The organism is Desulfococcus sp. (assembly GCF_050178255.1).
Classification (GTDB): Bacteria; Desulfobacterota; Desulfobacteria; order Desulfobacterales; family Desulfococcaceae; genus Desulfococcus; species Desulfococcus multivorans.
The window spans coordinates 1-12134 of the sequence record NZ_JBFXGG010000092.1 but is presented as its reverse complement, the minus strand read 5'-3'; the positions used below and the strand labels follow the sequence as shown (position 1 = coordinate 12134).

13 protein-coding genes are annotated in these 12134 nt (G+C 59.0%); 4 read left to right on the top strand and 9 right to left on the bottom strand.

Features of this window, described 5'->3' with window-relative positions; all coding sequences use genetic code 11:
• From AB7S84_RS13685 to AB7S84_RS13675, 3 genes are all read left to right on the top strand, one after another.
• Positions 1-474: vWA domain-containing protein (locus AB7S84_RS13685; RefSeq protein WP_428155055.1), on the top strand; the 474-nt coding region annotated here is incomplete at its 5' end.
• 238 nt (positions 475-712) lie between these two features.
• Positions 713-1771, top strand: coding sequence for an SPFH domain-containing protein (locus AB7S84_RS13680; RefSeq protein ID WP_428155053.1), 1059 nt, complete (start codon positions 713-715; stop codon positions 1769-1771).
• Positions 1768-3021: a hypothetical protein gene (locus AB7S84_RS13675; protein WP_428155051.1), complete on the top strand. Its 1254-nt coding sequence runs from the start codon at positions 1768-1770 to the stop codon at positions 3019-3021. Before AB7S84_RS13680 ends, AB7S84_RS13675 begins: the two co-directional genes overlap by 4 nt.
• A gap of 102 nt (positions 3022-3123) precedes the next feature.
• Here AB7S84_RS13675 and AB7S84_RS13670 read toward each other — a convergent pair whose 3' ends face one another.
• Positions 3124-3261: a hypothetical protein gene (locus tag AB7S84_RS13670; protein ID WP_153302760.1), complete on the bottom strand. Its 138-nt coding sequence runs from the start codon at positions 3259-3261 to the stop codon at positions 3124-3126.
• Between the two features lie 45 nt (positions 3262-3306).
• On the opposite strand from AB7S84_RS13670, the gene AB7S84_RS13665 reads away from it, so the two are divergent.
• A complete protein-coding gene (locus AB7S84_RS13665; protein ID WP_153302761.1) occupies positions 3307-3492 on the top strand; it encodes a hypothetical protein in 186 nt (61 codons plus the stop codon).
• 16 nt (positions 3493-3508) lie between these two features.
• On the opposite strand, the gene AB7S84_RS13660 is transcribed toward AB7S84_RS13665, so the two are convergent.
• The 8 genes from AB7S84_RS13660 to AB7S84_RS13625 form a co-directional block, all read right to left on the bottom strand.
• Positions 3509-4297, bottom strand: a complete 789-nt coding sequence (locus AB7S84_RS13660) for a dihydropteroate synthase (RefSeq protein ID WP_428155048.1) — start codon at positions 4295-4297, stop codon at positions 3509-3511.
• On the bottom strand, positions 4294-5154 hold the full coding sequence (cbiR, locus tag AB7S84_RS13655; protein ID WP_428155046.1) for a cobamide remodeling phosphodiesterase CbiR: 861 nt from the start codon (positions 5152-5154) through the stop codon (positions 4294-4296). Before cbiR ends, AB7S84_RS13660 begins: the two co-directional genes overlap by 4 nt.
• A 6-nt stretch (positions 5155-5160) precedes the next feature.
• Positions 5161-6126: an adenosylcobinamide-phosphate synthase CbiB gene (cbiB, locus tag AB7S84_RS13650; protein WP_428155043.1), complete on the bottom strand. Its 966-nt coding sequence runs from the start codon at positions 6124-6126 to the stop codon at positions 5161-5163.
• A gap of 217 nt (positions 6127-6343) precedes the next feature.
• Complete coding sequence (locus tag AB7S84_RS13645) at positions 6344-7486, bottom strand: ExeA family protein (RefSeq protein ID WP_020877811.1); 1143 nt, start codon at positions 7484-7486, stop codon at positions 6344-6346.
• A 7-nt stretch (positions 7487-7493) separates the two neighbouring features.
• On the bottom strand, positions 7494-8327 hold the full coding sequence (locus tag AB7S84_RS13640; protein ID WP_020877812.1) for a CpsD/CapB family tyrosine-protein kinase: 834 nt from the start codon (positions 8325-8327) through the stop codon (positions 7494-7496).
• Between the two features lie 11 nt (positions 8328-8338).
• Positions 8339-10087 (bottom strand): GumC family protein, encoded by a 1749-nt coding sequence (locus tag AB7S84_RS13635; protein ID WP_428155040.1) that lies wholly within the window; start codon positions 10085-10087, stop codon positions 8339-8341.
• A 31-nt stretch (positions 10088-10118) separates the two neighbouring features.
• The gene (locus tag AB7S84_RS13630) at positions 10119-11327 is read right to left on the bottom strand and encodes an outer membrane beta-barrel protein (protein ID WP_428155038.1); all 1209 of its coding nucleotides are present in this window, start codon (positions 11325-11327) and stop codon (positions 10119-10121) included.
• A 113-nt stretch (positions 11328-11440) separates the two neighbouring features.
• Complete coding sequence (locus tag AB7S84_RS13625) at positions 11441-11995, bottom strand: polysaccharide biosynthesis/export family protein (RefSeq protein ID WP_020877815.1); 555 nt, start codon at positions 11993-11995, stop codon at positions 11441-11443.
• Positions 11996-12134 lie beyond the last annotated feature (139 nt).

The window sequence follows — 12134 nt, the reverse complement described above, 5'->3', positions numbered from 1 at the left end:
CTGCTGTTGAACGCGATATACGCAGACTGGGACAACGGCCGGCAAACCACGCTTTACGACGCCGTTTCACTGGCCGCCCAGGAGACGGCGGGAAGAAGCAATCCCCGGAAAGCCGTGATCGTTGTAACCGACGGAGAAGATAAACCGGAAGGCGTTCCCGTCACCACGCTCGATGATGTCATTACAACCGCCAATACAGGGGGCATTCCGGTCTTCACCATCGGGCTCGGAAACATCCAGAACGTCGTTCTTAAACAGATGGCCGCCGATACGGGAGGCCAATTCTACGATGCCCCGACATCGGACAATCTCGGCAACGTCTATCAGCAACTGGTCGATCTTCTGCTGGAGGACCAGTATATTCTTACCTATGTATCCGGTCTGGGCATTGGAGACAGCGCCGATCTCAAAATCAAAGTCGACTCCCCCCCCAATTCGGGAGAGGCTGTGAAGCGCATCACCCCCTGTCCCTGACCCGATCCGTCCGTGAAAGGATGTCGTCCACCGCCGCCGAAGGCGTTGGGCCCATCCGGATCGGAGTTTCAAAACCGCGGCATTCAGCTATATTTTCAGCAAGTTTTCAATATAACCAGTCGGCAGGAGACGGTTGAGGTCCCCTGCCGACCGCGTCTGAAAGGAACCTGTCATCGATACGGACAATCGGTTATTTCTGGAAAACATCGAATGGTTCGACGACACGGGGAAGGCTCTGGTGCACCGGATCCCGGAGGCGGGTTCGGGAGAGATCAAGTACGGGGCGCAGCTGACGGTTCGGGAGAACCAGGCGGGGGTCTTTTTCTACCAGGGAAAGGCCGTGGGGGTTTTCGGTCCGGGCCGCCACACCCTCAAAACCGCAAACATCCCGCTGCTCACCAAGATCGCGGCGATGCCCTGGGGGTTCACAAGTCCCTTACGGGCCGAGGTCTACTTCGTCAATATGAAGACCTTCACCAACCTGAAATGGGGGACACGGGATCCCGTGGCCTTCAAGGACGCGGCATTGGGGTTGATCCGGCTCAGGGCTTACGGCGTCTTCAATCTCCGCGTCGTCCAGCCCGTCCTTTTCATCAACCGCATGGTGGGCACACAGGGGGTTTACACCATGGCGGATGTTTCGGCCTACCTCAGCCAGGTCATCGTCTCCCGCTTCAACGACACCCTCGGAGAGGTCCTGGACACCCTGGCCCGGCTTCCGGCCCGGTACGATGCCATATCACAGCGTCTTTCCAGGCGCCTCCAGGAGGATTTCGGCCATTTCGGCCTCCTTCTCACCCATCTTTACATCGGCGCCGTGACGCCCCCCGCCGAGGTGCAGCAGGCCATCGACGACCAGAGCCGCATGGAGGTCATCGGCGATATGGATCGTCTGCTGCGGATGAAGGCGGCCATGGCCGTGGAAAAGGCTGCGGGATCCGGGGCCGGAGATACCATGGGCGCGGGCCTCGGGCTGATGATGCCCGCCATGTTCGCCCAATATCTGGCCCCTTCGGCTTCCGGCGGTCGGACGCCTGAACCCGGAAGCGGTTTTGCCTGTCCTGAATGCCGGAGCCGGATTCCGGAAGACGCCCGCTTCTGTCCCCAATGCGGCCATCAGCAGGTGATCTTCTCCCAGTGTGCCAATTGCGGAAAGAACCTCACCCCCAACGCCCGGTTCTGCCCCCGGTGCGGCTGTTCGACGACGGAAAAGCCGTTGAACCGGCCCTGCGGCGCATGCGGGGCGGAAAACCTCCCCGGCGCCATTTTCTGCAACCAGTGCGGAGAGCGGATGTGACCGGATTCCGCGTCGAGCACCAGTGCCCCCAGTGCGGGGCACCGGCATGCCTTGGGGAGGCGGACCGGATCTTTACCTGCGACTACTGTCGAACGGCCTCCTACCTGGTGCCCCGGGATCATTTCCGTTACATGCTGCCCCACACGGCTCCGGAAGGAACGTGTCTTGTCTATGTCCCCTATTGGCGGTGTCGCGGCATGTTCTTCTCGTGTACGGCGACGACCGTCCGGCAGCGTGTGGCGGACCATACCCAGCCGGCCGTTTCCGTTCCCCGCCTTCCCGAGAGCCTGGGGTTGAGAAGCCAGGTCATGACGCTGCGGCCGGCCGCGGCCCATGACGGGGCGCGATTTCTCGTCCCTTCGGTCTCCCCCGCCGCGGCGGTCTCCCGTTTCAACACCCGCTTCCAAGCCGTCTTTACGGAATCCGCCGCCGTGACGGCCCTTATCGGCGAAACCCTCACCCTCATCTACGCGCCCTTCTATGCCCTGGGCGACACCCTGATGGACGGGGTCCTGAACCGCCCGGCGGCGCCGGGCCATCGGGTCGGGGGCGATCTGAACGACATCCCGACGGAAGCCCCGGACGGGTCGATCCGGTTTGTACCGACTTTGTGCCCCAACTGCGGATGGGACATGGCGGCGGAGAAGGCGGCCGTCTTCCTGTCCTGCCCCCAATGCCGGTCCCTTTGGCGGGCCGGTCGAAACGGCCTGACCCGGATGAGATGTGCGTTTCTTGCCGATGCCGAATCGGCGGCACGGCATTATTTCCCGTTCTGGCGGATCACGGCGACCATTTCAGGGATCCCCCTGTCGTCCTACGCCGACTTCGTGCGGCAGGCCAACCTGCCCCGGGTGATTCAACAGGATTGGGAGAAGAGACCGTTTCACTTCTGGGTGCCCGCATTCAGCCTCTCGCCCCAGGCTTTTTTACAGACCGCCCGCACCATGACAACGGCCCAGCCCGAGGCGTCGGTCAACCCCGGCATCCCCGACGGCGGGCTCATTCCCGTCAATCTTCCCGCCGCCGGCGCGGTCGCGGCCCTCAAGGTCCTCACGGCGGCGCTCCTGCGCCCGAAAAATCGCATCATCCCCAGGCTGGAGGGCACGTCCGTAACACCCACGGCGGCACTGCCGGTCTACGTGCCGTTCCGGGAGACCCCCCATGAATACGTCCATTCCCGCTGCGCGCTCTCCATCAACCGGAACATGCTCCGGTTGATCCGGCGTACTCAGGGAAGCGGCATATCATAATTTTCCTTGATCAGGAGCCGCCGTTCGGGATATCCAGAAGATCGTCCCGCCCCGTTCGTCGGGGAAAGGGAGATCATCCGCATGCCATGTCGGACATCGCTGTCAATCCCGGATAGAGGAGGACCTCGTATGAGCCATCACCACGACCACGAAGATCATCACCATCACGATCACGGCGACCATCACCACGAGCACGAAGATCATCACCATCACGATCACGAAACGCATCATCACGGCCATGAGCCTCACCCGCCCGAACCTGAGGCCATGTCTTTTGAAGAGAAGATGAAGAAACTTTTGACGCACTGGCGGCGGCACAATGCCGATCACGCCCGGACTTACGGGGATTGGGCCGAGAAGGCACGAGCCCACGGGATGGACGAGACAGCCGGGCTGATCCATGAAATCGAGGAGATGACCCTGGCCATCAACGCCAAGGTCGACGCGGCCCTGGAGAAACTCGGCCGGTAGCCGGAGATGCCGGATCCTACCAGCCGGCCCAGGTAAAGATCCGGTCTCCGATCAGGGCCTCGCAGGCACGGGCCGTTTGCACCGTTTCGGTGTGGAGGACGTTCATGAGGGCCATGGTCAGGCCCGCCTCGGCCAGCATGGGAAGATAGGCGGCCTCGAGACGCCGTTTCCGGTCCCGGGGTCCCGGGCCCGTCGTCAGGTTGGAGAGACCGGCGACGGTTCTCACGGGAAACCCGAGAAGGTCGGGCAGGGTGCGGATCACCGAGAGGATGGCCATGTTCTGACGGTTGCCGTTCTCCCACATGACCGGAGCGACGATGGGATCGATGATCAGCCGCTCCGGATTGCCCCCCGCCTTCTGGAAGGCTTCGAAAAGCGTCACGGCCACGCCGAGCCGCTCGGATTCGTCGCCGGGAACGTGGCTGTTGGGATAGAGCAGATACCCGATAATGTCGACGTCGTATTTCCCGGCCAGCGGGAGGATATATTCCAGTTTGGCGGGCTCGAGGGAAAATCCGTTGATGACGGTCCGGCCCTTCGCGGCCCGAAGCCCGGATTCCATGGCCTTCGGGTTGGTGGTGTCCAGGAACACCGGCAGGTCGGTGACCGACCGGACTGCCGCCACCAGAAAGGCCATCTTTTTCTCGGGCTCCCGCACCAGGGGACCCGAATTGATGTCGATCGCATCGGCGCCCGCGGCGACGCACCGCCGAACCAGGTCCTGAATGGGCGCGGGATCCAGCGTCCGGACCGCACGGTCGATGTCGGGATGGGTGATCTGCAGATTGTCCGAAACCAGCATCATGGTGTATACTTTCTCCCGGCAGCCGTCCAGGCTGCATCCAGATGTTTCATCGACGGGGCCAGGTGCCGATGGGAAAAAACCTCCAGGGAGACCACGCCGTCAAAATCCTTGAGAATCGCCATGACGGCGGCGAAATGCTCGGGAGGCATCTCCTCGAGCCCCACGTGGTCCCGGCCTGCGCCGTCTCTGGTGAATCGGACGCCGTGGAGATGGATGAGACGGATGCGGCGTCGGAAGCGCTTGAAAAACGCGGCAAGATCGACACCGTAAAGGATCAGGTGGCCGATGTCCATGCAGACGGAGAGATCAAAGGCCTCCACGAGGGGTGCCGCCCACGCGAAAGGATAGTCAAGGGTCTCGACGGCGAGCAGGTTTCGCGGAGCGCCGGTCTCGAGGAGACGGCCGATTCCCTGAGCCGCGGCTGCCTGCCAACGCCCGATCCCGTCGGGGTCCGTGGCTCCCCCATCGAACGGCAGATGAAGGGCGTAAGCCGACGGCGAGAGCGGCGCCGTCGCCGAGACGAACCGCCCCAGCACGGCCGAGGCCCGCGCCCGCTCGTCAGGATCCTCGGCGGCAAGGGAGACGTCCGTGGGCAGGTGAATGTTGTAGCCCACATCCATTTCGGCGGAGAGCCGGGCCAAAGCGTCGATGGTCGCTCCGGACGGCAGACTGTCGGCCCGGCGACTCTCGAACAGCAACAGCTCGATCTCATCGAGATGAGGCCCCAGCACCTGGACGTTGGGGAGGTAATCGTCCGGGTAGATGAAGGAGGTCGTGCCCAGCCTGAACGGGTACCGTCCCTTCACGGATAGGGGCGGCGGCGGATAGGCTCCGGACGGATCCGGAAGAGACGTCATGAGCCCTCAGCCCCCCAATACCGCAGTGAACATCCCCGCGAACCCGATGACGACAAACCACAAAAACGCCGCCAGTTCCATCAGGTCGCACGCCCGGGGGATATCCCTGGGAACGACATCGGCAAAGCCGCCCCCGATATACGGCTTGTCCACGCGCCTGCCGTGGTAGATGTTGGGCCCCCCCAGCTTCACCTGCAGGGCGCCGGCAAAGGCGGCTTCCGCATAACCGGCGTTGGGGCTGCCGTGGCGTCGCCCCTCCTGAACGGCCCTCCGGAAGGCCCCGATACCGCGGCGGTTCAGGAGCTGGGCCGCCAGGGCGATGACCGGGACGGCCAGCCGGGCAGGCAGGTAGTTTGCGACGTCGTCGATGCGGGCCGAGACCATGCCGAAGGCCCGGTAGGTGTCGTTTTTATACCCCACCATGGAATCGAGGGTGTTCACCATCTTGTAGGCCGCCGCCAACGGCACGCCGCCCAGCAGAAAAAAGAAGAGCGGTGAAACGAATCCGTCCACGAGATTTTCCGCCGTCGTCTCCACAGCGGCCCTGGCGACCCCGGTCTCGGAAAGCGTCTGGGTCTCCCGGCCCACGATCAGGGAGAGTCTGGAACGGGCCTTCCGGAGATCCCCGGTTCTGAGAAGGCCGTAGATTTCAAGGGCGGCCGTCGAAAGCCCGCGGGAGGAGATGCAGAAATAGAGCAGAACAATCTCCAGAATCGTCCGCAGCACGGGGGATACGAGGCCGGCCCCCGCGATCCCGAGTGCGGCGGCAGCCCAGGTCCCCAAAACGAGGAAAAGGGCAAAAAGACCCCCGGACGCTGCAAGGGGCATCGGGAGCCGTCGAAAGCGCGGCTCCATGAAGGCGACGGCCCGGCCCATGTAGCGCACCGGATGGTGAGCGAACTGGGGATCTCCGATGAAGAAATCGAGTACAAAAGCGGCGGGCAGCACCAGCCAGCCCATGGATATGGACATATCCCCCCATCTCCTTTCTTGAAAACGCGGGACATCACGCCGTAACGGCGGCACCAACGACAACGGGGGAGCCGGAATCCGCGCCTGAAAGCTGCGGCCTTTCCTGACTCCCCCGTCGCAATACCAGATAATGACCTGCGGTGTCAATCCGCGGGATTTCCGTGACATCATTTCACGTCACATCGATGCGGACGACACCCTGCATCGTCCCCTGCGGTTAAAATCGGAAGCGAACGTCCCCTTTTACCGGCATGAGCTCCGAACTCTGCTTGTTGTGATTCTTGCGGCCGTTGGAATGCAATTTCCCTAAAATGCGGTATCGGCCTTTCAAATTGTCCTGAAGCAGGTTGAAAAGCTCCAGGATGAGTTGGTCGCGCCTCCCGCTGCCGTCCATCAGGTTGATCATGCGCTTTTCAAGATCGTCGAGACGGTTTTCAATCATCTCGAGCTTCCGTTCGACGGGAAATCGACGATCCGGTGCGGAAGCCCCCCCTCCCTCATCGAATCCGACGTAACCCTCTTCATCATCCTCTTTAACGTTCAGTGGATTGAAACCCCCGACTTCCCGTTCCCGGATCACCGAATCGACGACGTCCCGGCCGATGGTCTCCAGTCCGTCGGCAAAACCATACACCAGCGCAGTGTCGCACAGGATGTTGATGAGCCTGGGAATCCCCCGCGAATAGGCCCAGACAGCCTCCAGCGCATCCTCCTGAAAGATGTCCCGGCCCTCCACCCCTGCGATCTTGAGGCGATACTTGACGTAGTCGACCACCTCCCCGGCGTCGAGGCCGCTGATGTGGTAATGCACCGAAACCCGCTGGGCAAGCTGTTCCAGGGCCTTCTGCCGCAGCTTGTACCGCAGCTCGGGCTGGCCGACCAGGATCACCTGAAAGAGGTGCTGCTTGTCCAATTCGAAATTGGACAGCATCCGGACCTGCTCCAGGGCTTCCAGGCTGAGATTCTGGGCTTCGTCAATGATGAGAATAACCCGCTTTCCCAGGGTGTACTGCTCCACCAGAAACTGATAGAACGCCGTCATGAGCTCTGTTTCGTCCAGCCCCTTGACCTCGATCTCGAAATCCTGGCACAGCATTTTCAGCAGATCGGCGGGTTTTACCAGGGTGTTGTTGACCAGCGCCGTGGTGATATTCGTCTCGATCTTTTCGAGAAGATAGTTGATCAGGGTCGTTTTGCCGGAGCCGATTTCACCGGTGATGACCACAAAGCCCTTGTTCTCCAGAATACCGTATTCGAGATGGGTATACGCGCTCTCGTGGACCTTGCTCATGAAGAGGTAGGCCGGATCGGAAAGAATCTGGAAAGGCTTTTCCTTCAGCCCATAAAATTTTTCATACATAGTGGTTTCAGTTCGTCCTCGATTTGTTCAGCACCATGCCGATCATCTCGATATCGGTCAAGAGCTTGAGCGCTTTTCGGAGATCGTCGCCGGTGGTCTTGTCCTCCTCGACGACGAAAAGAACATTCTTGACGAATTTGGTCAGTTGAAACGGATCCGAACAGGCCAGGACGGCAGGGGCGTCAAAGATGACGATCCGATCCTTGTACCGCGACCGGATGTCCTTGACAAGCCGTTCCATCTGGGGCGAACCCAGCAACTCCGAGGAATTGTGAAGATAAGTCCCCCCCGGGAGGATGGTGAGCTTGTCGATGCCGGGGTTGATCAGGGCATCGTTGAGATCGACCTTTCCCTGAAGCACGTCCGCGAGACCCGTCTCGACATCGACACTGAAAAAATCCTTTGCAAAATCATAGTGATCCTTTGCCGGATTCTTAAGATCGGTGTCGACGATGAGGACCGTCTTGTCCAGTTCCTGGGCGATGCTGACCCCCAGATTGATGCTCGTGAACGTCTTGCCTTCGCCGGGGTTGGCGCTGGTGATCATGAAATCGTTGGCCCCGAGTTTTTTCAGTTTGTTCAGGACCTGAGACCGGAGGGTCTTGATCTGATCGTTGACCTTCTCCTGTGAAAACAAGGCAAATATCTTGTTTTGCCTCAGCTGGTCATGAGATACCGGCCGGACCTTCGTATTGGAGTAGTTGACGTTCACCTCACGCCGCGGAACGGAAGGTTCGCCCGGAACGGGAATGGGCGTCACCTCACGTTTTTCAGGGGTGTGAAGCTGGATGCTCGGATATTCGCTTTTGGCCTTTTCCAAGGCTTTCTTCAATTTGCTCATAGTGTCTGTCGTCACATATTTTTCGCATTAAGAATCATCGAATCCCATATCTCCCGAATGGGCACAAATTCGTCAAGGACTTTCGCGCCGATCAGGACAACCGCAAAAACGGCGAAAGCCCATGCCAGTCCCCGAAGCATTCCCTTGACGCGCTCTTGTCTTGTCTGGACATTGGAGATGACCGTCAGCACGGGAACGCTGACCAGTTCGCTCAACTCCTTGTCGTTTTTGACGGAGTGATCGAAAAATTCCCGAACCGCCGCGACCCCGAACGCGAAACTCGAGGCCAGGACAAAGCCCAGCAGCATAATGGCGATTCGGTTCGGCTTGTAAGGCTTGGTCGGCAGGTAGGCCTGGCTTTTGATTTCAAACCGTTGACCATGCTGCCCCTCCTCCATCCCCTGGGCCACCTTCGCGGTCATCAGCTTGTTCATGATTTCATCATACTTCTCTTTGGTGATGGTGTAATCCCGGGTCAACTCACCGTACTCTTTTTCAACCATCGGCGCAGTCTCGATCCGCTGCCGATATCTGGCGAGGTCGTTTCGAACGCTCGCCTTGTCGCTCACGAGGCCGGCGATGGAGGCGTCAATGGAGGCGATCTGGGTCGTCAGGCTGATGTACAGCGGGTTGTCGGGCACCTCCCGCGCCATTCTGCGGGTATCACCGCTTCTTCTCTGGCCGGCGATGGACCGCTCCAGGATGTCGATCTCCTTTTCCAGCTTGACGACATCCGGATGCCTGGCGCCATAACGGCTTTTCAGCCCGGCCAGCCGCACTCTCAGGTCGTCGAGCCGCTTGATCTCCTCCCCGCTGACGCCGGACGCCCCGACCTGGCCTTCCAGTTTCTCGATTTCACGCTTGAGCTTTTTGACGTCCGGATGTTTGTCCGACAGAACCGATTGCAGACTGATCAGCTTGAGACGCAGGGATTTGAGCTGCTCCGAAGGATTTCTCGCCACATTCTGACCGTCCACCTGAACGGGCATCAACGGATCGACGCTCATCCGCTGGCCCTGAAGGGAGATCTTCTGTTCCTGGAGACTGCGAATCTGCATATCGATCTGGTCGAGTTCCCGCTCCAACCGCGCAACCGCATCGAGATTCACCTTGTTGTGCTCGGGCAATTCACCGAAGTGCGCGCTTTTGAATGCGGTAATCTTCTGTTCGTGTTCCTGGATTCGCGCTTTCAGGGCTTCGGCCTCGGCCATGAGAAAATCGGTGGTGGCGCCGGTGATGCGCTCCTTGATCCGGGTTTCTTCCTCCAGAAAGAGCCTGCCGAGAACGTTCGTCACCTTCTGGACCGTTTCAGGATCCCGCCCTGCATACGAGAGGAGAAATGCGATGGTGACGCTCATGGGCTTGCCGGTTTTCGGATCCATGAAAGCGGTGCTCTCGGGTTCGAGCCCGATGGCTTCCTTCATGGCCCCAATGGCAGCCCCCATGCCTTCCGCCTCCCGGATATCCGGATACAGGTCGAATTCCTCGATGATGTCCCGGAGACGATCATTGCTGAGCACCTGCCGCTGAATGACGTTCAGCCGCTCCTCGGCATAGGATGTGATGGTCGACTGAACCAGGTTCTCCGGAATCTGCCGATCCTCGATCAGGATCGTCGTCTCCCCGCGATAAATGGAAGGCAGCGCAAGCGCGAGGATGACGAAAGAGATGAAGGTAATCAGGAAAGCGATAATGAACGATCGCCTCCGCCTCCGGATGAAACTTTTGACGTCCTTCCATTCCAATTTTTGATCTGCCATGATTGTTGCCTGCCTTGCCTGTATATATGTATCATAAAGTGTTGGGAAAGCCGAATTCGAACATGACCCAGACGCGATTCCGATGCCTGTCCCGATCGTCTTCGAGGGACCTGTCATAATCGATCGTATAGCTGTATGCCAATCGGACGGCGTGATCCTCCGTCATCTGATATCGCAGGGAGGGAATGACATCCAGAAAGATTTCGACATCGTCGAAGTTGGAATAATTGTCCTCATTCGTCACAAAAAAATTGCCTTTGAAATCAAAATATAATCGTTCGGTGATGAATTGGTTCAACCGGCAGAAAAGCCGGGAGACATTGACGGCCCGGCCGTTCGACGCCGTTCCGATGTCATGGCTGAAACCGAGGTCCAGCACGCGGGTCTCGCCCCGTTTCGTCAACCATATGTTGGCCGTGCCGCCCCAGTCGTCGTCTTCTACATTGCTGTCTTTGAAGCTCTCTTCGGTGTATCGGACGCCGATATCGGTGTAGAGGCTCAGGGTCTCGGTAAACAGATGATGCCAGGCCAACGCCAGGTTGTAGCTGTCGTATTCGCTGATGTCGGAGTCGTTATAGGTATAGCCCAGCCTCGGCCCGATGCGATCCCTCTGGTTATTGAGCGCCCGGAAGTAAGTCAGATCGACGACATTCCGGTCATAGTCGTTGTTCTCTTCGAGGTCGTAGTCATTCCTCAGGTACCGGTACTTGACCCCCAGCTCCGAGATTTCCGTCAGCCGATATTGCATGCCCGCCCAGGCCCTGTAGTACTTCCGTTCCGAAAAAAAAGTTTCGATGCCCGGATCGACGGGAAGCTCATCGAAGTCGACATCCGGCTCCGCCAGATCGACGATCCGCGACTCGGCTGCATAATCCTGAATGTAATTGAACCGCCCGTTCACCGTCATTTTCTCGGTCATCCGGTATGTTCCATTCAGATAAACATAATAATCCTCCCTGTCGTAGTCATCCTCCGAGAGATATCTCCTGAAAGAAATGCCGGCCAGGGAGTTCAACGCCAGCGATTCCGTGTTGTAGCCCAGCTCCAGGGCGGGAGCGAGGCTCAGGATAAAATCGTCGGTCCTGTCGTTTCTGAGAAAAAGGATATTGTCGTTGTACTCCCCCGTGACGCCCAGGCGGGGGGTAAAGCGGATGTCCTGCGCGGATGCCGACAGCGGCATCACAAGGCTGAACATCAGCACCGCACCGACCCACAACTTCCGTTTGATATCCGTCATCATGCCACCTTCATTTCACAACCAGAAATTAGCGATCAGCCACGGCCGTCCGATGCCGTGATCCCGAAAAATCGTCTGCCTGCCGGGGCAGGCAGGGGTGATTCGGCACGGATACATCACGGCACGACAACGACATCCCCCCGCTGGAGGGTGATATTCTGATTGAGGTTCTCTCCTTTGAGCACCTCCTTATAGTCAAACGGGAACTTGAGGGTCTTGTCCTTCTGCCGTCTGAGAACGTGAATACGGCTTTCAGCCGCAAAGGGATTGAGTCCGCCCGCCATGGAAAGGACCTGCATGACGCTGGTGTCCATTGAAATGGGAAACACCCCGGGGTTGTTGACCTTTCCGATGACATAGGCCTTCGTGCTGTTGATTTCGAGGAGCATCACCGTCACGACGGCGTCCTGGACATACTCCTTCAGCCGCTGGGTGACGTTTTTCCGGATCTCCGTGACGGTCATGTTCCGGACATTGACGTCGCCGATGAGCGGAAATGCAATCATGCCGTCCGGCGGCACCACCACCTGGCGGCTCAGGCTCTCATCCTTCCATACCGAAATCTCCAGGACGTCGCCGGGGCCGACGCCGAATCCGGTTTCCAGGGCATAGGCACTTGTCATACAGGTCAGGACCAGAATACCGGCGATTAACAATCCTTTGATCTTCATGCTGCGCTCCTTTGAAATAATGACATTAATAATAAAGATTATACCAGATACCATTCCATACCGAAATACAATACAAATTACAAATGTTTGTTCATTTTTTTCCGCCGGCCGTCCGCGACCGCCGGCAAAATCCGAATTC

Coding starts and splice junctions, on each gene's coding strand:
- AB7S84_RS13630 (WP_428155038.1), bottom strand. CDS start 11,327: ATGATGACGGATATCAAACGGAAGTTGTGGGTCGGTGCGGTGCTGATG.
- cbiB (WP_428155043.1), bottom strand. CDS start 6,126: ATGTCCATATCCATGGGCTGGCTGGTGCTGCCCGCCGCTTTTGTACTC.
- AB7S84_RS13640 (WP_020877812.1), bottom strand. CDS start 8,327: ATGAGCAAATTGAAGAAAGCCTTGGAAAAGGCCAAAAGCGAATATCCG.
- AB7S84_RS13635 (WP_428155040.1), bottom strand. CDS start 10,087: ATGGCAGATCAAAAATTGGAATGGAAGGACGTCAAAAGTTTCATCCGG.
- AB7S84_RS13645 (WP_020877811.1), bottom strand. CDS start 7,486: ATGTATGAAAAATTTTATGGGCTGAAGGAAAAGCCTTTCCAGATTCTT.
- AB7S84_RS13625 (WP_020877815.1), bottom strand. CDS start 11,995: ATGAAGATCAAAGGATTGTTAATCGCCGGTATTCTGGTCCTGACCTGT.
- AB7S84_RS13665 (WP_153302761.1), top strand. CDS start 3,307: ATGAAGAAACTTTTGACGCACTGGCGGCGGCACAATGCCGATCACGCC.
- AB7S84_RS13670 (WP_153302760.1), bottom strand. CDS start 3,261: ATGGCCGTGATGATGCGTTTCGTGATCGTGATGGTGATGATCTTCGTG.
- AB7S84_RS13660 (WP_428155048.1), bottom strand. CDS start 4,297: ATGATGCTGGTTTCGGACAATCTGCAGATCACCCATCCCGACATCGAC.
- cbiR (WP_428155046.1), bottom strand. CDS start 5,154: ATGACGTCTCTTCCGGATCCGTCCGGAGCCTATCCGCCGCCGCCCCTA.